Annotated in this window: 14 protein-coding genes; 12 read left to right on the top strand and 2 right to left on the bottom strand. The window is 62.5% G+C overall.

Annotation, left to right across the window (positions count from 1 at the left end; translation table 11 throughout):
- Nucleotides 1-10: 10 nt before the first annotated feature.
- Both aceF and aceE read right to left on the bottom strand, forming a co-directional pair.
- Nucleotides 11-1,999 carry a dihydrolipoyllysine-residue acetyltransferase gene (gene aceF, locus FHR27_RS19270; RefSeq protein ID WP_179539305.1) on the bottom strand — a complete coding sequence of 663 codons (1,989 nt, stop codon included), beginning with the start codon at nucleotides 1,997-1,999 and terminating at the stop codon, nucleotides 11-13.
- An 11-nt stretch (nucleotides 2,000-2,010) separates the two neighbouring features.
- Nucleotides 2,011-4,659: a pyruvate dehydrogenase (acetyl-transferring), homodimeric type gene (gene aceE / locus FHR27_RS19265; protein WP_042553895.1), complete on the bottom strand. Its 2,649-nt coding sequence runs from the start codon at nucleotides 4,657-4,659 to the stop codon at nucleotides 2,011-2,013.
- Between the two features lie 269 nt (nucleotides 4,660-4,928).
- Here aceE and glnE point away from each other — a divergent pair, with 269 nt between their 5' ends.
- The 12 genes from glnE (at nucleotide 4,929) to FHR27_RS19205 (ending at nucleotide 20,217) form a co-directional block, all read left to right on the top strand.
- Nucleotides 4,929-7,874 (top strand): bifunctional [glutamate--ammonia ligase]-adenylyl-L-tyrosine phosphorylase/[glutamate--ammonia-ligase] adenylyltransferase, encoded by a 2,946-nt coding sequence (glnE, locus tag FHR27_RS19260; RefSeq protein WP_179539304.1) that lies wholly within the window; start codon nucleotides 4,929-4,931, stop codon nucleotides 7,872-7,874.
- A 43-nt stretch (nucleotides 7,875-7,917) separates the two neighbouring features.
- Nucleotides 7,918-8,949, top strand: a complete 1,032-nt coding sequence (gene waaF / locus FHR27_RS19255) for a lipopolysaccharide heptosyltransferase II (protein WP_042553897.1) — start codon at nucleotides 7,918-7,920, stop codon at nucleotides 8,947-8,949.
- A 6-nt stretch (nucleotides 8,950-8,955) separates the two neighbouring features.
- Entirely contained in the window at nucleotides 8,956-9,957 is a 1,002-nt protein-coding gene (gene waaC, locus FHR27_RS19250; protein ID WP_042553898.1) for a lipopolysaccharide heptosyltransferase I, read from the top strand.
- Nucleotides 9,958-9,977: 20 nt separating this feature from the next.
- Nucleotides 9,978-11,099 (top strand): glycosyltransferase family 4 protein, encoded by a 1,122-nt coding sequence (locus FHR27_RS19245; RefSeq protein ID WP_042553946.1) that lies wholly within the window; start codon nucleotides 9,978-9,980, stop codon nucleotides 11,097-11,099.
- A 124-nt stretch (nucleotides 11,100-11,223) separates the two neighbouring features.
- On the top strand, nucleotides 11,224-12,060 hold the full coding sequence (gene rfaP / locus FHR27_RS19240) for a lipopolysaccharide core heptose(I) kinase RfaP (RefSeq protein WP_179539303.1): 837 nt from the start codon (nucleotides 11,224-11,226) through the stop codon (nucleotides 12,058-12,060).
- Complete coding sequence (locus FHR27_RS19235; protein WP_042553900.1) at nucleotides 12,053-12,790, top strand: lipopolysaccharide kinase InaA family protein; 738 nt, start codon at nucleotides 12,053-12,055, stop codon at nucleotides 12,788-12,790. The genes rfaP and FHR27_RS19235 overlap by 8 nt, the downstream gene beginning before the upstream one ends.
- Complete coding sequence (locus FHR27_RS19230; RefSeq protein WP_042553901.1) at nucleotides 12,787-13,536, top strand: lipopolysaccharide kinase InaA family protein; 750 nt, start codon at nucleotides 12,787-12,789, stop codon at nucleotides 13,534-13,536. The genes FHR27_RS19235 and FHR27_RS19230 overlap by 4 nt, the downstream gene beginning before the upstream one ends.
- A complete protein-coding gene (locus FHR27_RS19225) occupies nucleotides 13,533-14,963 on the top strand; it encodes a lipopolysaccharide kinase InaA family protein (protein ID WP_179539302.1) in 1,431 nt (476 codons plus the stop codon). Before FHR27_RS19230 ends, FHR27_RS19225 begins: the two co-directional genes overlap by 4 nt.
- Before the next feature lie 78 nt (nucleotides 14,964-15,041).
- On the top strand, nucleotides 15,042-16,811 hold the full coding sequence (locus FHR27_RS19220; protein WP_042553903.1) for a carbamoyltransferase family protein: 1,770 nt from the start codon (nucleotides 15,042-15,044) through the stop codon (nucleotides 16,809-16,811).
- 2 nt (nucleotides 16,812-16,813) lie between these two features.
- On the top strand, nucleotides 16,814-17,887 hold the full coding sequence (locus FHR27_RS19215) for a polysaccharide pyruvyl transferase family protein (protein WP_179539301.1): 1,074 nt from the start codon (nucleotides 16,814-16,816) through the stop codon (nucleotides 17,885-17,887).
- Between the two features lie 294 nt (nucleotides 17,888-18,181).
- Entirely contained in the window at nucleotides 18,182-19,315 is a 1,134-nt protein-coding gene (locus FHR27_RS19210) for a glycosyltransferase (protein ID WP_042553905.1), read from the top strand.
- Complete coding sequence (locus tag FHR27_RS19205; protein WP_373565124.1) at nucleotides 19,270-20,217, top strand: glycosyltransferase family 2 protein; 948 nt, start codon at nucleotides 19,270-19,272, stop codon at nucleotides 20,215-20,217. Before FHR27_RS19210 ends, FHR27_RS19205 begins: the two co-directional genes overlap by 46 nt.
- Nucleotides 20,218-20,255: the final 38 nt, after the last annotated feature.

The raw sequence follows: 20,255 nt of genomic DNA, 5'->3' as shown, positions 1-20,255 counted from the left end.
AAAGGTTCGCTTACAGCAGCATGGTGCGGATGTCGTTCAGCACATCGCCCAGGCGCTTGGTGAAGCGTGCAGCGGCTGCGCCATTGATCACACGGTGATCGTAGGACAGCGACAGCGGCAGCATCAGCTTGGGCTGGAAGGCCTTGCCATCCCAGACCGGCTGGATGGTTGCCTTGCTGACACCGAGGATCGCCACTTCCGGCGCGTTGACGATCGGCGTGAAACCGGTGCCGCCAATGTGACCGAGGCTGGAGATGGTGAAGCAGGCGCCTTGCATGTCGTCAGCCGAAAGCTTCTTGTTGCGCGCTTTCTCTGCCAGTGCAGCGGCTTCAGCAGCCAGTTGCAGCAGGCTCTTCTGATCGACGTTCTTGATCACCGGCACCAGCAGGCCATCCGGGGTATCGACGGCGAAGCCAACGTTCACGTACTTCTTGCGGATGATCGCTTTACCACTTGGCGCCAGCGAACTGTTGAAGTCCGGCAGTTCCTTGAGCAGGTAGGCGCATGCCTTGAGCAGCAGTGGCAGAACGGTCAGCTTCACGCCGGCTTTCTCGGCGACGGCCTTCTGGGCGACGCGGAAGGCTTCCAGCTCGGTGATGTCAGCCGAATCGAACTGAGTCACGTGTGGCACGTTGAGCCAGCTGCGATGCAGGTTGGCGGCGCCGACCTGCATCAGGCGGGTCATCGGCACTTCTTCGATTTCACCGAACTTGCTGAAATCGACGGTCGGGATCGGCGGAATGCCAGCACCACCGGTTGCACCGGCAGCCGCTGCGGCAGGAGCCGACTTGGCCTTCTGCAGCTCGGCCTTGACGTAAACCTGCACGTCTTCCTTGAGGATGCGACCTTTCGGGCCGGTGCCTGGCACGGCGCTCAGCTCGACGCCGAACTCGCGGGCCAGTTGGCGTACGGCGGGGCCGGCGTGCACTTTGCTGCCATCACGGCTTGGCGTGGCTGCCGGAGCGGCTTGCGGTGCGGCCTTGGCAGGTGCCGAACCCTGAACGTTGGCCGCTTTGGCCTGTTCCGGGGCAGCCGCTGGCGCCTGAGCGGCGGCTGCAGGTTTGGCGGCGGCCTTGCCCTGGACTTTCAGAACCAGGATCAGATCACCGGTCTTGGCCTGATCGCCGACCTTGATGGAGATGCTTTCGATGACGCCAGCCTTGGGGGCAGGGATCTCCATGCTGGCCTTGGCCGACTCCAGCACGATCAGCGACTGTTCGGTTTCGACGCTGTCGCCAACCTTGACCAGTACCTCGATCACGCCAGCAGCGTCTTCGCCGATATCCGGAATACGCACTTCTTCACTGCTTTCGCCTGCCGGCTCTTCAGCTGCCGCAGGAGCGGCGGCTTTGGCTTCGGCAGGTGCAGCGGCGCTCGGCGCGGCAGCAGGGGCGCTGGCCGCCTGCTTGGGCTGTGCACCAGCGGCGCCTTTGAGGACCAGGATCAGATCGCCGGTACCCACCTCATCACCGACCTTGACCGACACGCTCTCCACCACGCCTGCAGCGGGCGATGGAATTTCCATGCTCGCCTTGTCGGACTCGAGGGTGATCAGCGACTGGTCGACGTCGATGGTATCGCCCGGCTTGACCGCTACTTCGATGATGCTGGCCTTGGCGCTGGAACCGATGTCCGGCACTTTGACTTCCTGAGGCTCGGCACTGCCGGCAGGCTCAGCCTGCGGCTCGGCGGCTGGTTGCGCTGCCGCGGCAGGCTCTGCCTGGGCAGGTGCCGGCTCTTGCTCGGCCGGCGCGGCTTCGGCATCGCCTTCCACGTCCAGTTCGAGCAGCTCGTCGCCTTCTTTCAGGTTGTCGCCCAGCTTCACTTTCAGGCTCTTGACGACGCCGGCCTTGGGGGCCGGAATCTCCATGCTGGCCTTGTCCGACTCGAGGGTCAGCAGGCTTTGGTCGGCCTCGATGCGGTCGCCAACCTTGACGAACAACTCGATGACTTCACCCTCACCACCGCCGATGTCGGGTACGCGAATCAATTCACTCACAATGCGTCTCCTCAGCAGTCCAGTGGGTTGCGTTTTTCGGGGTCGATACCGAACTTGACGATGGCTTCGGCCACTGCCTTGCGTTCGATCTGACCACGATCGGCCAGCGCTTCGAGCGCAGCCAGAACGACCCAACGGCGATCCACTTCGAAGAAGTCACGCAGTTTGCGGCGGCTGTCGCTGCGGCCGTAACCGTCGGTACCCAGTACCTTGTATTCCTTGACCGGAACCCACTGGCGAACCTGTTCGGCGAACAGCTTCATGTAGTCGGTGCTGGCAATGACCGGGCCCTGACGGCCGCTCAGGCATTGCTCGATATAGCTCTTCTTGGGTTCCTGTTCCGGGTGCAGGCGATTGCTGCGCTCCACGGCCAGGCCATCGCGACGCAGTTCGTTGAAGCTGGTAACGCTCCATACATCGGCGCCGATGTTGTAGTCGTTGCGCAGGATTTTCGCCGCTTCGCGAACTTCGTTGAGGATGGTGCCGCAGCCCAGCAGTTGCACGTGATGGGCGGCTTCCTTCTTGTCCTCTTCGAGCAGGTACATACCCTTGATGATGCCTTCTTCGACACCTTCGGGCATGGCTGGCTGCTGGTAGTTCTCGTTCATCACGGTGATGTAGTAATAAACGTTTTCCTGCAGGGTCATCATCCGGTGCGTGCCTTCGCGCATGATCACCGCCAGCTCGTAAGCGTAGGTGGGGTCATAGCTGCGCACGTTGGGGATGGTGCTGGCGAGGATGTGGCTGTGGCCGTCCTCGTGCTGCAGACCTTCGCCGTTCAGCGTGGTACGGCCGGAGGTGCCGCCCAGCAGGAAACCGCGGGTCTGGCCGTCGCCGGCAGCCCAGGCCAGGTCACCGATACGCTGGAAGCCGAACATCGAATAGAAGATGTAGACCGGCAGCATCGGCGTGTTGTAGTTGCTGTAGGCGGTACCGGCAGCGATGAAGGAGGAGAACGCACCGGCCTCGTTGAGACCTTCCTGGAGGATCTGGCCGTCCTTCTCTTCGCGGTAGTACATCACCTGGTCGCGGTCGACCGGCTCGTACAGCTGGCCGACTGGCGAGTAGATACCCAGCTGGCGGAACATGCCTTCCATACCGAAGGTACGGGCCTCGTCAGCGAGGATCGGCACGATGCGGCTGCCCAGCTCCTTGTCCTTGACCAGCGACGCGAGGATGCGACCGAAGGCCATGGTGGTGGAGATTTCGCGGTCGCCCGAGCCATCCAGAACGGCCTTGAGGGTTTCCAGCGGCGGCGTCGGGATGCTGATGTTGCCGCGGTTACGCTGCGGCAGGTGGCCACCGAGCTTCTCGCGGCACTTGCGCAGGTATTTCATTTCCGCGCTGTCTTCGGCTGGGCGGTAGAACGGCAGTTCTTCCAGCTGCGAATCGTTCAGCGGGATGTCGAAGCGATCGCGGAATTTCTTCAGCGACTCGATATCGACCTTCTTGGTGTTGTGCGCTGTGTTCTTGGCTTCGCCGGCACCGGTGCCATAACCCTTGATGGTCTTGGCCAGGATGACGGTCGGCTGACCTTTGTGGTTGACCGCCTGGTGGTAGGCCGCATAGACCTTGTACGGATCGTGGCCACCGCGGTTGAGGTTGAAGATTTCCTCGTCCGACAGTTTCTCGACACGCTTGAGCAGTTCCGGGTCGTGGCCGAAGAAATGCTTGCGCACGTAGGCGCCGTCTTTGGCCTTGTAGTTCTGGTACTCGCCGTCGATCGCCTGATCCATACGACGCTGCATGCGGCCGTCTTCGTCCTGGGCGAACAGCGGATCCCACATGCGGCCCCAGATGACCTTGTTGACGTTCCAGTTGGCGCCGCGGAACACGCCTTCGAGTTCCTGGATGATCTTGCTGTTACCGCGAACCGGGCCGTCGAGGCGCTGCAGGTTGCAGTTGATGACGAAGATCAGGTTGTCGAGGTTCTCGCGGCCGGCCAGGGAGATGGCGCCCAGGGTTTCCGGCTCGTCGGTCTCACCGTCACCGATGAAGCACCAGACCTTCTGTTTGCCGGCCGGGATGAACCCGCGGTTTTCCAGATACTTCATGAAGCGTGCCTGGTAGATCGCGGTGATCGGGCCCAGGCCCATGGATACGGTCGGGAACTGCCAGAAGTCCGGCATCAGGTGCGGGTGCGGGTACGACGACAGGCCGCCACCGTCCACTTCCTGACGGAACTTGAGCATCTGCTCTTCGCTCAGGCGGCCTTCCAGGAAGGCGCGTGCGTAGATGCCGGGAGAAGCGTGGCCCTGATAGTAGATCAGGTCGCCGCCATGCTCGTCGGTCGGCGCCTGGAAGAAGTAGTTGAAGCCGATGTCGTAGAGGGTCGCACTGGAGGCGAAGGTGGAGATGTGACCACCCAGATCCGGATCCTGCATGTTGGCGCGCATGACCATGGCCAGAGCGTTCCAGCGAACGATCGAGCGGATGCGGCGTTCCATGAACAGGTCGCCCGGCATACGCGCTTCGCGGGTTACCGGGATGGTGTTGCGATAGGGGGTGGTGATCGAATAGGGCAACTGCGTGCCGCTACGAGTGGCCAACTCACCCAGGCGCGTCATCAGATAGTGGGCACGGTCTTCGCCTTCCTTGTCGAGGACGGATTCCAGTGCGTCCAGCCATTCCTGGGTTTCGATTGGATCGAGGTCTTGCATGGCTTGCTCCAGAGCGGAAAGGCTTCCAGAATCGGAAGCCAGGATGCGTGGCCGGCTTTTTGAGCGGGCACATTAATTCTTGGATATACCGGTTGGGTAGATCCGGCTTTGTGTAGTTTTACTACATTTCGCTGGCGATTTCAGCTCTTCCGAACGATTGAGTAATACCAAAACTACAATCAAATCAGGCGTGAGCCAGACGCGGCGAGCCTTCGCAGGGGCTTCGCCGGTTTTCCAACAGGCCCGTAGCCCGCCGAAAAGGATAGACCATGAGCTTGCCCGCGCTGGTTTCTTTACCCGCCATCCTCCAGCCGCTGGCTCAGCGCGCCGAACAGTCCCTGACCCAGGCCTTCGGTCAATTGTCTGCCGAGGCGGCCGCCAGCTTCGCTGCCTGGCCGCCGTTGCGCAGGGAGCAACTGCAGCGGGTGGCGGCTGCCAGTGACTTCGTTACCCAGCAGGGGCTGCGTGATCCGCAGATGCTTCTCGACCTGGCCGATAGTGGCGAGCTGGAGCGTCGGCTGGCAGTTGGTGAGTTGCGCGGGCAGTTGGCAGAGCAACTGACCGAGTGTGCTGACGAAAACGCGCTGGCACGCAGCCTGCGGCGCTTCCGTAACCGTCAGCAGGTGCGCATCATCTGGCGAGATGTCAGCCGTCAGGCGGACCTGGTGGAAACCTGTCGCGATCTTTCCGATCTGGCCGATGCCTGCATCGACCTGGCCTATCAATGGCTCTACCCCAGGCATTGCGAGCAGTTCGGCACGCCGGTCGGGCGCCGCACTGGCGAGCCCCAGCACATGGTCATTCTCGGCATGGGCAAGCTCGGGGCTTTCGAGTTGAACCTGTCGTCGGACATCGATCTGATCTTCGGCTATCCGGAAGGTGGTGAAACCCAGTGGGTCAAGCGGCCGCTGGACAATCAGGAGTTCTTCATTCGCCTGGGCCAGAAGCTGATCAAGGCGCTGGATGCCATTACCGTCGATGGTTTCGTGTTCCGCACCGACATGCGCCTGCGCCCCTATGGCTCTTCCGGTGCGCTGGTCTTCAGCTTCAACGCGCTGGAGCAGTATTACCAGGACCAGGGGCGAGACTGGGAGCGCTACGCGATGATCAAGGCGCGGGTGGTCGGCGGTGATCAGGAGGCCGGCGCGCAGCTGCTGGAGATGCTGCGCCCGTTCGTCTATCGGCGTTATCTGGACTTTTCGGCGATCGACGCGCTGCGCACCATGAAGCAGCTGATTCAGCAGGAAGTGCGCCGCAAGGGCATGGCCGAGAACATCAAGCTCGGCTCCGGCGGCATCCGCGAGGTGGAGTTCATCGCCCAGGCCTTCCAGCTGATTCACGGCGGGCGTGATCTGAGCCTGCAGCAGCGCTCGCTGCTCAAGGTGCTCGATACCCTCAAGGGGCAAGGCTATCTGCCGTCGCAGGCGGTCGACGAACTGCTCGCCGGTTATGCCTTCCTGCGTTACACCGAACACGCCCTGCAGGCCATCGATGATCGGCAGACGCAAATGCTGCCGGACAACGATGAGGACCGTGCACGGGTAGCGTTCATGCTCGGTTTCGCAGGCTGGGAAGCCTTCCACGAACGGCTGATGCACTGGCGTGGGCGAGTCGACTGGCACTTCCGTCAGGTCATCGCCGACCCGGACGAAGATCAGGACATCGGCGAGGAACCCATGGTCGGTGCCGCCTGGCTGCCACTATGGAATGACGATCAGGATGAGGAAGCCGCCTGCCGGCAGTTGGGCGAAGCCGGCTTCGCCGACGCCCAGGGCGCCTGGCAGCGCCTGGTGGGGCTGCGCAACGGCAATCAGGTGCGCGCCATGCAGCGCATCGGCCGTGAGCGCCTGGATGCCTTCATCCCGCGACTGTTGGCTGCGACGGTCGAGCAGGAGAAGCCGGACCTGGTGCTCGAGCGCGTACTGCCGCTGATCGAAGCGGTGGCGCGGCGCTCCGCCTATCTGGTGCTGCTCACGGAAAACCCCAATGCACTGCTGCGCCTGCTTACCCTGTGCGCAGCCAGCCCGTGGATCGCCGAGCAGATCACCCGTTTTCCGCTGTTGCTCGACGAACTGCTCAACGAAGGGCGGCTGTTCAGCCCGCCCCAGGCCCCGGAACTGGCTGCCGAGCTGCAGGAGCGGCTGACGCGCATTCCCGAGGAAGACCTGGAACAGCAGATGGAAGCCCTGCGCCATTTCAAGCTGGCCCACGGCCTGCGTGTGGCTGCATCGGAAATTGCCGGTACCTTGCCGCTGATGAAGGTCAGCGATTACCTGACCTGGCTGGCCGAAGCCATTCTCGATCAGGTGCTGGCCCTGGCCTGGCGGCAGATGGTTGCCCGGCACGGTACGCCGCAGCGGCCCGACGGCAGCCTGTGTGCGCCGGACTTCATCATCGTCGGCTACGGCAAGGTCGGCGGTATCGAGCTGGGCCATGGCTCCGATCTGGATCTGGTGTTCATCCACGATGGTGACCCCCAGGCCGAGACCGATGGCGCCAAACCCATCGATGGCGCGCAGTTCTTCACCCGCCTGGGACAGCGCATCATCCATCTGCTGACCGCGCAGACCAACTCCGGCCAGCTCTACGACGTCGACATGCGCCTGCGGCCTTCCGGCGCCGCTGGCTTGCTGGTCAGTTCCTTGGGCGCCTTCCGGCGTTATCAGGAAAGCGAAGCCTGGACCTGGGAGCACCAGGCGCTGGTGCGAGCGCGGGTGCTGGTGGGCTGCCAGCGGGTGGCCGCGGCATTCGCCGAGGTGCGCATCGCCGTGCTGGCCCGTGAACGCGACCAGGCCAGGCTGCAGGCCGAGGTCAGTGAGATGCGCGCGAAGATGCGCGACAATCTCGGTACTCGGGCCACCGCCGCCGGCACTGCGCCGATGGCCTTCGACGCAGCGGCGGCGTTCGATCTCAAGCAGGACGCCGGAGGTATCGTCGATATCGAATTTATGGTGCAATACGCGGCTCTGGCGTGGTCGAAGCAGCACCCGGTACTGCTCGAATTCACCGATAACATTCGCATTCTGGAAGGCCTGGATCGGCTCGGTCTGCTCCGCGATGGCGAGGCGACCCTGCTGCAGGACGCTTACAAAGTCTACCGCTCTGCAGCCCACCGTCAGGCGTTGCAGAAACAGCCCGGGGTAGTGGGTGGCGACCAGTTTCACGAGCACCGACGCAATGTGATGCGTATCTGGCGTGAACTGGGCCTGAATTGATGGCCGCCGCTCGCCGTCGGGCTTCTCTATCGATACTGAGCTTATGAATATTCTGATCATCGGCCCTTCGTGGGTAGGCGACATGGTGATGGCGCAGACATTGTTTCAATGTCTTAAAGTTCGCCATCCCGATTGCGCCATCGACGTGCTGGCGCCGGAATGGAGTCGGCCGATACTCGAACGCATGCCCGAAGTGCGCGAAGCCCTGAGCTTCCCCCTCGGCCATGGCGTACTGGAGCTGGCTACGCGCCGGCGCATCGGCAAGTCGCTGGTCGGCCGCTACGACCAGGCAATACTCCTGCCCAACTCGCTGAAGTCGGCGCTGGTACCGTTCTTCGCGGGTATCCCCGTGCGTACCGGCTGGAAAGGCGAGATGCGCTACGGCCTGCTCAATGACGTGCGCCGCCTGGACAAGGCCCGCTACCCGCTGATGATCGAACGCTTCATGGCGCTGGCCTATGCGCCTGGTGCGGAGCTGCCGCAGCCTTATCCCCGGCCTTCGCTGAGTATCGATCCGGCTACTCGGGATGCGGCGCTGGCCAGCTTCGGCCTGACCCTGGACCGTCCGGTTCTGGCCCTGTGCCCAGGCGCCGAGTTCGGTGAGGCCAAACGCTGGCCAAGCGAGCATTACGCACGTGTCGCCGAGCACAAGATCCGTGAGGGCTGGCAGGTCTGGCTGTTCGGCTCGAAGAAGGATCACCCGGTCGGTGAAGACATCCGTTCACGGCTGATCCCGGGGCTGCGCGAGGAAGTGGTCAACCTGTCCGGCGAAACCAGCCTGGCTCAGGCCATCGACCTGCTGTCCTGCGCGGCTTCGGTGGTCTCCAACGATTCCGGGCTCATGCACGTGGCGGCGGCGCTCAATCGCCCGCTGGTGGCGGTGTACGGCTCGACTTCGCCGCAGTTCACGCCGCCACTGGCCGATCAGGTGGAGGTCATCCGCCTTGGTCTGGAGTGCAGCCCCTGTTTCGAACGCACCTGCCGCTTTGGCCATTACAATTGCCTGGTGCAGCTCGAACCACGCGTCGCCAATGAGGCGCTGGATCGGCTCGTCACTCATCCGGTCGAGGTATAGCGCCGGATGCGAGTGCTGTTGATCAAGACTTCGTCGCTGGGCGACGTGATCCATACCCTGCCGGCGCTGACCGACGCGGCCCGAGCCATTCCCGGTATCCGTTTCGACTGGGTGGTGGAAGAGGGTTTCGCCGAGATTCCAGCCTGGCACCCGGCCGTCTCCCAGGTGATTCCGGTCGCCATCCGCCGCTGGCGCAAGCATCCGCTGCAGACCCTGCGTAGCGGTGAGTGGTCGCGTTTCAAGCAGCGCTTGCGCGACACCCGCTACGATCTGGTGATCGATGCCCAGGGCCTGCTCAAGAGCGCCTGGCTGACCCGCTACGTCAAGGCACCGGTGGCCGGCCTGGACCGCAATTCCGCCCGTGAGCCGATCGCCACGCGTTTCTATGATCGCCGCTACAGTGTGCCGCGTGCCCAGCATGCGCTGGAGCGTACACGCCAATTGTTCGGCCAGGCATTGGGCTACAGCGTGCCGGCCGGTCTGGGTGATTACGGTTTGGATCGCGGCCAGCTTGCAGATCCGTCACCTCGCCCTTATCTGGTATTCCTGCACGGCACGACCTGGGCGAGCAAGCACTGGCCGGAAGCCTACTGGCGTGAGCTGGCCGAGCAGGTCAGCGAACAGGGTTGGTCGATTCGCCTGCCCTGGGGCAACGAGGTGGAAAAGGCGCGAGCCGAGCGTATCGCTGCAGGCATCGAGGGGGCAGCCGTGCTGCCGAAACTCAACCTGGCCGGCGTTGCCAAGGTGATCGCTGGTGCCCAGGCCTGCGTCGCCGTGGACACCGGGCTCGGTCACCTGGCTGCCGCGCTGGATGTGCCTTGCGTGTCGCTGTACGGGCCGACGTTGCCCGGCCGCGTGGGCGCCTACGGCCGTTCGCAGATCCATCTGTGTGCCAGTGGCCCGGATGCCGGCAAGGGCGATCGCGACAAGCCGTGTTTCGATGATTTGCTGCCGCAGCGGGTGTTCACCGAGTTGCACGCGCTGCTGCTGGATATGGGGATAGACTGATGCCACAGAGCGAAGGGCCGATGCGCCTGGCTTTCATCCTCTACAAATACTTTCCTTTTGGCGGCTTGCAGCGCGATTTCATGCGCATCGCGCTGGAGTGCCAGGCCCGCGGTCACAGCATCCGCGTGTACACGCCGATCTGGGAAGGCGAAGTGCCGGAGGGCTTCGAAGTGGTCGTCGTGCCGGTCAAGGCGCTGTTCAACCATCACCGCAACGAAAAGCTCACCGCCTGGGTCCAGGCGGATCTGCGCCAGCGCCCGGTCGATCGCGTGGTCGGTTTCAACAAGATGCCGGGGCTGGACGTGTATTACGCCGCCGACGGCTGTTTCGAAGACAAGGCGCAGACCTTGCGCAACCCGCTGTATCGCCGCTGGGGCCGCTACAAGCACTTCGCCGAGTACGAACGGGCGGTATTCGCCCCCGAGTCGCGCACCGAAATTCTGATGATCTCCGAGGTGCAGCAGCCGCTGTTCGTCAAGCATTACGCCACGCCGGCCGAACGCTTCCATCTGCTGCCGCCTGGTATCTCCCTGGATCGCCGCGCGCCGGCCAATGCTGCCGAGATCCGTGCCGAGTTCCGCCGCGAGTTCAAGCTGGCCGATGACGACCTGTTGCTGGTACAGATCGGCTCCGGCTTCAAGACCAAAGGGCTGGACCGCAGCCTCAAGGCGTTGGCCGCTCTGCCCCCGGATTTGAAAAAGCGCACCCGGCTGATCGTCATCGGCCAGGACGACCCCAAACCGTTCCTGCTGCAGATCACCGCACTGGGCATTGGCGATCAGGTGCAGATCCTCAAGGGGCGCAGCGACATCCCGCGCTTCCTGCTGGGCGCAGACCTGTTGATTCACCCGGCGTACAACGAAAATACCGGTACCGTGCTGCTGGAGGCGCTGGTAGCGGGTTTGCCGGTGCTGGTGACCGATGTCTGCGGCTACGCCCACTACATCCGTGATGCCGATGCCGGTTGCGTGGTGCCCAGCCCCTTCGAGCAGAATGTGCTGAACCGTACCCTCGCCGAGATGCTGGCGGATGCCGAAGGTCGCGCAGCCTGGCAGCGCAATGGCCTGGCATTCGCCGATAGCGCCGATCTGTACAGCATGCCTCAGCACGCTGCCGATGTGATTCTGGCGCCGCGTTCGTGAGCGAATCAGCCGATCTGGCAGCCATTGGCCATGCCGCCGCGTCGTTAGGCGCTCGCGGCCGTTTCAACGGGTTATCGTCACCTGCAGCAATCGCCGCGAGCGCGCGGCTCCTACAGGGGGGCTTATGCGCCTGATCCTTGCTGAACCGTTCAAGTCCCTATGGGCCGGCAAGGATGCCTTCGAAGAAGTAGAACGCCTGCAGGGCAAGGTCTATCGAGAGCTGGAGGCACGCCGTACGCTGCGTACCGAGGTCGACGGCAAAGGCTACTTCGTCAAGATTCACCGTGGTGTTGGCTGGGGCGAGATCCTCAAGAACCTCGCCACTGCCCGCCTGCCGGTGCTCGGCGCCGGTCAGGAATGGAAGGCCATCGAGCGCCTGACCGGGGCGGGTGTGCCGACCATGACCGCCGTGGCATATGGCGAGCGCGGCAGCAACCCGGCGCAGCAGCATTCCTTCATCGTTACCGAGGAGCTCGCGCCGACGGTCGACCTCGAGCAGTTGACCCTGGGCTGGGCGCAGCAGCCACCGCAGCCAGGGCTGAAGTGGCCGCTGATCCGTCGCGTCGCCGACATGACCGGGCGCATGCACGCTGCCGGGGTCAATCACCGCGACTGCTACATCTGCCATTTTCTGCTGCATACCGACAAGCCGTTCAGTGCCGCAGATTTCCGGCTGTCGGTGATCGACCTGCACCGTGCCCAGTTGCGTCCTGCGGTGCCGCGGCGCTGGCGCGACAAGGACCTGGCCGGGTTGTACTTTTCGGCGTTGAATATCGGCCTGACGCAACGCGATTTCCTGCGTTTTCTCAAGGGCTATTTCGCGGCTGCCGGCAGTGCCCGCCCGCTGCGCCAGATCCTGCGTGACGAAGCCGCACTGCTGGCCTGGCTGCAGCGCAAGGCCGAGCGCCTGCTTTCGCGTTATGCACGCAAGTATGAAACAGGGGGCAGCAGCCATGAGTGAGTGGCGCGTTACCGCGCTGGCGACCCCAGAGGCTGCCAGGGCCTTTGCCAGCCTGGATGCCGTGTTTGCCCTGCAGGGCGAACCGATCACCCGTGACCCACTGTCGGACGTGATCCGCGTGGAGTTCGACGGGCTGCGCTATTACGTCAAGCGCTACCATGGCGCGGGTAAGGGCGCTCGACGCTTCATCGGCAGGCCGCGGGTCAAGGCCGAGTGGCAGAACCTCAAGCATTTCGCTGCCTGGGGCATTCCCACTGCGCCGATCGCCGCCTATGGCCTGGAGCGCAAGGGCAGCGCATTCGACCGTGGCGCGCTGATCACCCAGGAACTGGTCGACACCATGGATATGTCGCGCCTTGCCGACAGCAACGACGCGCGCCTGCGTGATCGTGCCTGGGTCGAGGATGTCAGCTGCCAGTTGGCCAAGGCCACGCGTACGCTGCACGACCACCACTTCGCGCACAACGATCTGAAGTGGCGCAACCTGCTGGTCGACGAGCACCGTCGCCTATATTTCATCGACTGCCCAACCGGCGCATTCTGGTGGGGGCCGTTCCTGCGCCGGCGTATCGTCAAGGACCTGGCCTGCCTGGACAAGGTCGCCAAATACCACCTGTCGCGCACTCAGCGGCTGCGTTTCTATCTGCAGTACCGGCGCCGCGAGCGTCTCAACGACAGCGACAAGCAGCGCATCGGCCAGATCGTCCGCTATTTCGAGGGAAGAGAATGAAGGACTACATCGACAGCGAGGATCGCTCGCTGCTCGAACGTCACGAACTGGCCAGTTTCGAGGCGCTGTGGGCGCTCGAGCTGCACGCGGTAGACGAGCCCAACAAGGCGCCCCGTGGCGGCTGGAGCTCGGTGTACCGACTCGATCTTGATGGTCGTGGCTATTACCTCAAGCGCCAGAGCAACTACCTGACGCGCAGCTTGGAACGCCCACTGGGTGAGCCGACCCTGTCGCGCGAATTCCGTAGCATTCGCCGCTACAGCCGTCTGGGCATCCCGGCCATGAGTGCGTCGTTCTACGCCGAGCGGCGCATCGCAGGCGAGCGCAGGGCGATTCTGTTGACCCGTGCACTGGATGGCTGGCAGGACCTCGACAGCTGGTTGCCGGGTTGGACGGCGCTCGCTGCCGAGCAGCGCCTGGCCATCGTCAACGCCTGTGGCGTGCTGGCCCGTCAGGTGCATGAAAAAGGGCAGTTGCACGGTTGCTTCTACCCCAAGCATATCTTTCTGCAACCCTGTGGCGATGGCTTCGCTGCGCAACTGATCGATCTGGAGAAAACGCGTCCGCTGTTCTTTGGCGAGCGTGACCGAATCAAGGATCTCGAACCTCTGTTGCGGCGTACCAATCCCTGGAGTGATGAGGATACGGTCGCGTTCCTGGCTGCCTATCTGGGCAGCGAGCAGAACGTGGATCATTGGTTGCAGCGCCTGACGGCGCGTTTCAAGGACAAGGCTCAGCGCCCATGAAACTCGCTTTTCTGACCGACGCGGGCCGTAGCCCCGAACTGCCGCTGCTGATCGAAGCGCCGGCAGGCCAGACTCTCGAACTGCACAGCCTGCTGCGTGTGCTGCCCGGTCAACGCTATGTGGGCCGGGCGCAATGGCAAGGGCGTGCGGTGCTGGCCAAGTTGCTGGTCGGCGGCAAGGCCGAGCGGCATTACGCCCGCGAACTGCAGGGCGTCCAGTTGCTGGCGCAGCAGGGCCTCAGCACGCCCCCCCTGCTCGAGCATGGATCGATCTCCGGGGAGGGCGGCTGGCTGCTGTTCGAGTTCCTCGAGAGCGCTCGCAGCCTGGCTGACGACTGGCAGGCGGTGGCCGATCAGCCCTGGCTGAGTGATGCTCAGCAGCAGGTGTTGGGCGATGCCCTGGCAGTGATCGCCGAGCTGCACGGCAAGGGGCTCTGGCAGGAGGACCTGCATCTGGACAACCTGCTGCGTCAGGATGGCCGCCTGTTTTTGATCGATGGCGGCGGAATCCGCGCCGAAACGCCGGGGCAGCCGCTGTCGCGAGACAAGGTGCTGGCCAATCTCGGGCTGTTCTTCGCGCAGTTTCCCGGGGCCATCGACGGCTTCGTCGAAGAGCTGCTGGTGCATTACCTGCTGGTCAATGGCGAGCATGCCCTGCCGCTGGAGGCACTGCTCAAGGCCGTGAGCAAGGCGCGGGCAACGCGCATGCAGGCGTTCATGGCCAAGATCGAGCGTGATTGCACGGCCTTTCGAGCCTCCAGCAGCGCCTCGCGCCTGCAGGTAGTGCGGCGGGAAGACGATGCGCTGCTGGCGCCGTTGCTGGCCGACCCGGACGCGGCGATTGCCGCAGGGCAGCCGCTCAAGCTGGGCGGCTCGTCCACCGTGGCCCGGGTCGAGCAGGCTGGTCGACAGCTGGTCATCAAACGCTACAACATCAAGGGCTTCGGGCACTGGCTGAGGCGCTTCTGGCGGCCGAGCCGTGCCTGGCACAGCTGGTGCGAGGGCAATCGTCTGGATTTCCTCGGCATTGCCACGCCCAAGCCACTGGCCGTGCTCGAGCGTCGTACCCTGTGGCTGCGCCGTCAGGCTTATCTGATTACCGAACACACGCCGGGTGTGGATATAATTGCCCGTTTCGCGCCCTACCAGGCAGACGAGTTGCCGCCCGAGGCGGATCTGCAGGCGCTGGAGAGCGTGTTCGCCGCATTGTTGCGTGAGCGCATCAGCCACGGCGACTTCAAGGGCAACAACATCCTGTGGCAGGCTGGCCGCTGGGCGCTGATCGATCTGGATGCCATGCAGCACCATGACAGCGCCAGCAGTTTCAAGGCCGCCTATGCTCGGGATCGCGCGCGTCTGCTGCGCAACTGGTCGGCACAGAGCGCCCTTTACCAGGAGCTGGACCGGCGTTTGCCGACTATCACCTGAGCCCGCTCCAGGCAGGCTTGGCGAAACCAAACAATCGCGTTTGTCGACGTTCGGCAAGCGCACTAAGAGGCTTTATCCGTGGCATTGACGATTCTTGGCCTTTCCGGCGCCCTCAGCCATGACCCATCCGCGGCGTTGTATATCGACGGCAAGTTGATCGCGGCTGCCGAAGAAGAGCGCTTCGTGCGCGACAAGCACGCGAAGAATCGCATGCCCTACGAGTCGGCCAAGTTCTGCCTGGAGCAGGCGGGCATCAAGCCGTCGGACGTCGACGTGGTGGCGATTCCCTTCGCTCCGATCAGCCTGTTCGGCAAGGAACGCTGGCACTACGCCAAGCGCTACTGGTATGCGCCGGATCGTGCCCTCGACGCCATTCTCATGGGTAACCGTCGCTACAAGCGCTACCGCAAGAAGATCGTCTGGTGCCTGGAGCAGCTCGGCTTCGACGCCAAGAAGGTCAAGATCGAGCCGGTCGAGCATCACCTGGCTCATGCCGCCAGCGCCTATCACTGCTCGGGGTTCACCGAGAAGACCGCGATCCTCGGTATCGATGGCAAGGGCGAGTACGCCACCACCTTCTTCGGCTATGGCGAGAACGGCCGCATCCACAAGATCAAGGAATTCTACGATCCGGATTCCCTTGGTGGCCTGTATGGCGCGGTCACCGAATTCCTCGGCTTCGAGATGCTCGACGGTGAATTCAAGGTCATGGGCATGGCGCCCTATGGTGATGCCAGCAAGTACGATTTTTCCCGTTTGGCCAAGTTCGAGAACGGCGAGCTGGTGATCAACACCGACTACGCCAACGTCATCGGCCTGCGCCGCTACAAGGAAAAGGGCAAGGGCTTCTACTTCTCGCCCAAGCTGATCGAGTGGTTGGGGCCCAAGCGCGAAGGCGATATCGCCGACGATCCCTACATCCACTATGCCGCCAGCATGCAGGCACTGTTCGAGAAGCTGGCGCTGGAGATGATGGATTACTACCTGGGCGACATCATCCGCGAAACCGGCAAGATCGCCTTCGCCGGTGGCTGTGCGCTGAACGTCAAGCTCAACCAGAAGATCATCGCCCGCCCCGAGGTCAAGGAACTGTTCGTTCAGCCGGCTTCCGGCGACGCCGGTACCTCGGTCGGTGCCGCTGCCTACGTTTCTCACAAGCGCGGCGTGCCGGTCGAGAAGATGGAGCACGTCTACCTCGGCCCGGCCTATTCCAATGAAGACGTCATCGCGGCTTGTGCCCGGCACCCGCATGCGCCGAAATGGCAGCGGATCGACGACACGCCGCAGCGCATCGCGCAGATCATGGTCGACGGCAATCCCGTGGCCTGGTTCCAGGGCCGCATGGAGTTCGGCCCGCGCGCCCTTGGTGGTCGCTCCATCATCGGGTGCCCGAGCATCCCGGGCGTGGCCGACCGCATCAACGAACAGATCAAGTTCCGCGAGCGCTGGAGACCCTTCTGCCCGTCGATGCTCGATACCGTCGCCGAGCAGATGCTCAAGGTCGACCACCCGAGTCCGTTCATGACCTTCACCTTCGAGGTCAACGACGAATGGAAGGAGCGCGTCAGCGAAGTCGTGCACGAAGACGGCACTTCCCGTGCTCAGGTCCTCAAGCGCGAATTCAATCCGCGCTGGTACGACCTGATGCTGGAGCTGGAAAAACTCACTGGCAACGGCGTGTCCCTGAACACCTCGCTGAACCGCCGTGGCGAGCCGATGATCTGCTCGCCCACCGATGCGTTGAACATGTTCTTCGGCTCGGATCTGCAGTACCTGATCATGGAAGATATCTTGGTGGTGAAGGACGGCGTCTTGAGTGGCGATACGGTCAGCGGCGAGGAGCGGTAGGGGTGTCCGTTGCCCAGGTGCGATTGAAGGCGCTGCTGTTCAACGATACTTCTTCTGAAAATCACCACGGCTGCCAACTGGTGATGCGGCAGATTTTCACCTTGGCCGGGCAGGCAGGTATCGATATTCAGCGCTCCTGCCCGATGCACCACGATTGGCAGACGGACGCCGATCTGCAGCGTGACATTCGTGCTGCGGATCTGTGCCTGGTCAATGGTGAGGGCACCATGCACGACGATGCACCGCTGGCGATGCGCTATGGAGCGCTTGCCCGATATTGTCAGGAACATGGCGTTCCCTGCTTCCTGATCAATTCGGTCTGGCAGAACAATGACCGGCTCAATGCCCACGCTCACTGTTTTACCAAGCTGTTCGTGCGCGACACGATGAGCAAGGCCGCGCTGGCCGCTGTCGATGTGTCCGCGGAAGTCGTGCCCGACCTGACGTTGTCTTACCGGCACGCTGCGCCTAGCAGGCCCCGTAGCGGCATGCTGGTCAACGGTAGCGTTATCAATGAGCGGCTTGTCGAGGCATGGCGGATAACAAAGGTCAGGCAACACCTGCGTTATGTGAGCATTCGTACTCTTGCCCCTCTGCAACTGGGCAAGGGGTTCGACTTCTATTTGCGCAAGAACCTGCGCAAGCGCCTGAAGGCTTACCGGCGCATTGCCGCTAGTTATTTCCACTCTTACCCCGCCGATCTGCCTGCTTCTCTGATCGACAGGCTGCGCTGGCGTTATGCGGTGCTGTCGACGCGTCGGTTTCTAGGTCTTCTCGGTCGATCGGAGGGGGTGATTACCGGGCGCTTTCACCTGGTCACACTCTGCCTGGTCACCGGTACGCCCTTTTACGCCTTGCCCTCCAATACCCACAAGATCGAGGCCTTGCTGGCACAGGTCGGCCTGGTTGGGCGCCTTCAGCCTTCGTACGAACAGGCTGTCAATGCCGCCGGCCAGATCGCGTTCAGCGAGTCCGAGCAGGTGAGCATCGGGATCTTCCTGCAGCAAGCCCGTGTGCAGGCCGAGGCGATGTTCGCTGAGATGGCGCAGATCGCCAGAGTCGCTCAGCAACACTGAGATCTTTTCATGTGCAGGTGGACTATCCGCCTGCGCAGTCAGCTCATCGCCCCGATGGGCGCCATCTTGCCACCCCCATAGCCGGGTCAAATCCGCCATCCCCAGGCGTAATTTCGTCATTCATCGAAAACATTGAACCTGACGATCTCGTCAGTTTTCTCAACGACGTCAGTCCAAAAGTTTGACTAGGTATTTCGGGCGCCGTGGCTCGGGAATTCAATGCCTGGTCGAACGCTGACTATCGCGCGCACTGCAACGCAGCGCGCTTCGTTACCATGGACAGAGTCGGAATCGATGGATACTAATAAGACGAGTCAGGTATGGGTGCTGCAGATATGCCATGGCTACGATGGGCCGTTTCTTGATTGCGCCCGACAGTACGGGGTGCTTTTCGCGAACACGCCATACAAGGTTTTGACCGTTTACCTGACCGGGGAATACAGCGCCGAAGTGGAAAGAGGTTCTGCTTCCGATGAGGTGGTGTTTCTTGGTTATTCCAGCAGGGCCCTGAGAGGTCTCAAGCTCGGTGCAGTTCGTGCGATTCGTCGCATTGCCGCTGAGCGTAATTTCGCGCTGTGCATTGCTCATCGCTCGAAGCCTGCTTATGTGGCACTACTGGGCACGAAGCTTCCGGTGGTTGGAATCCATCATGCGTTCGGAGATTACGAGCGCCGTTCGCGCCAGCTCTTCGCCAATCTGTTTCGCAAGCGCTTGTATCTGTTCGGCGTCTCCGACGCGGTGCGCGATGACTTGCGCGCCTGTCTGCCAAGCTGGCCATTGCAGCGAATTCAGACGCTCTACAATCGTATCGATTTGCAGGCCGTTGAGGCGGAGCAATTGTCCCGCTCTTGCGCGCGTGAGGCCCTTGGGTTGCCTGAGGGGGCCTGGGTAATCGGCAACGTCGGGCGGCTGCATCCAGACAAGGATCAGGCGACGCTCATTCGTGCTTTCGCCGACGCGTTGCCGACCTTGCCGGGAAACAGTCTTTTGGTGATTGCTGGTAAAGGTAGGCTGGAGGCCGAGCTCAAGGCTTTGGTCGAGACGCTGGGCATCACCCAGCAGGTTCGCTTCCTGGGGCAGGTTCCACACGCCCGGCGTTACTTCACCGCTTTCGATGCATTCGCGCTGAGCTCGGATCACGAACCGTTCGGCATGGTCCTGCTCGAGGCAATGGCTGCGGGTTTGCCTGTGGTGTGTAGCGATTGTGGTGGTGGGCGTGAGGTGGTTGGCGAAAAAGGCCAATTGTTCGCCTTTGGGGACTGGCACGCGTTGTCCGATAGCCTGCAGAAAGTCGCATCGGTGAGCCAGGGTGAGCTGGATCACCTTCGCGAGGACATGCGTAAGCGGCTGCAAAGTCGATTCGTCGACTCGGCCGTAGCACCGTGTTTCTTCAGCGCGCTCTCTGCGTGGCCTGCGTGTCGGTTGTGAGCGAAACGGTACGCTCCATTCGCCCCCTGGTGAGCGTCATCGTGCCTTGCTACAACTACGGTGCCTACGTCGGCGATGCATTGCGCAGCATTTTGCAGCAGGACTACGAAGCCATAGAGTTGATCGTCGTCGACGATGGTTCTACCGACGACAGTGCCTTGCGGATCGAGGAGGCTTTGCAGGACTGGCGCCGGTACCCGAACATTCGCCGTGCCGAGTTTGTCCGTCAGCATAACCAGGGCGTCAGTGCAGCGCTCAACAAGGGGCTAGAGCTGGCTTGTGGGGAGTTCGTGGCGACCTTCGATGCCGATGATGTGATGGTGCCCGGGCGTCTCGCCCTGCAGGCCGATTATCTCATTGCGCATCCCGAAGTCGGTTGTCTCGGGGGGCGTGCCTTGCGAATCGATCAGCAGGGTCAGGCCTTGCCCAAAAAAGACAAGGCCCGCCAGGTGCGCCGTTATGACTTTGCCCAGGCCCTGGCTGCCGCCTTGGTGGTTGGCGGCAATCTGGTTATGTACCGCCGCGATGCGATGATTGCTGCGGGGGGATATGATCCGGCACTGCGCGTACAGGATTTCCAGATGACCCTGAAAACGGCTCATTCTGGTTACCTCATCGATGTGCTTCCTGCTGCGGTCACGCTGTATCGCAAGCATGGCAATGGCTTGTCGGGCAATTATCTGGCCGAATACCGTTATGGCATGCAGTTGCTGGATCTTTATCGTGAACATCCGGCCTACGAGTCGGGCAAAGCCCGTCTGCTCACCAAGATCCTTGGGCCCGCTGTCACTCATGACAAGCGATTCGCCTGGAGTCTGTTTGCCGAAATTCCCCTTCGTCAGTGGGATCGTCAACTGCTCAAGCGCTTTCGCCACCTTCTGTTCAAGCGTCAGCGTGGTTAGGTGGCTGGTGCTTACTTAACGGTTGTCAGTACGGGATG

The organism is Pseudomonas flavescens, from assembly GCF_013408425.1.
Lineage (GTDB): Bacteria > Pseudomonadota > Gammaproteobacteria > Pseudomonadales > Pseudomonadaceae > Aquipseudomonas > Aquipseudomonas fulva_A.
Note: the sequence above shows the minus strand (reverse complement) of the source record. Positions and strands in the feature narration are given on the sequence as shown.

What these genes read in the sequence shown, in the direction of transcription:
- FHR27_RS19210 (WP_042553905.1), top strand. Translation starts at nt 18,182, where the DNA reads ATGGATACTAATAAGACGAGTCAGGTATGGGTGCTGCAGATATGCCAT.
- waaC (WP_042553898.1), top strand. Translation starts at nt 8,956, where the DNA reads ATGCGAGTGCTGTTGATCAAGACTTCGTCGCTGGGCGACGTGATCCAT.
- glnE (WP_179539304.1), top strand. Translation starts at nt 4,929, where the DNA reads ATGAGCTTGCCCGCGCTGGTTTCTTTACCCGCCATCCTCCAGCCGCTG.
- waaF (WP_042553897.1), top strand. Translation starts at nt 7,918, where the DNA reads ATGAATATTCTGATCATCGGCCCTTCGTGGGTAGGCGACATGGTGATG.
- aceE (WP_042553895.1), bottom strand. Translation starts at nt 4,659, where the DNA reads ATGCAAGACCTCGATCCAATCGAAACCCAGGAATGGCTGGACGCACTG.
- FHR27_RS19245 (WP_042553946.1), top strand. Translation starts at nt 9,978, where the DNA reads ATGCGCCTGGCTTTCATCCTCTACAAATACTTTCCTTTTGGCGGCTTG.
- FHR27_RS19230 (WP_042553901.1), top strand. Translation starts at nt 12,787, where the DNA reads ATGAAGGACTACATCGACAGCGAGGATCGCTCGCTGCTCGAACGTCAC.
- FHR27_RS19225 (WP_179539302.1), top strand. Translation starts at nt 13,533, where the DNA reads ATGAAACTCGCTTTTCTGACCGACGCGGGCCGTAGCCCCGAACTGCCG.
- rfaP (WP_179539303.1), top strand. Translation starts at nt 11,224, where the DNA reads ATGCGCCTGATCCTTGCTGAACCGTTCAAGTCCCTATGGGCCGGCAAG.
- FHR27_RS19235 (WP_042553900.1), top strand. Translation starts at nt 12,053, where the DNA reads ATGAGTGAGTGGCGCGTTACCGCGCTGGCGACCCCAGAGGCTGCCAGG.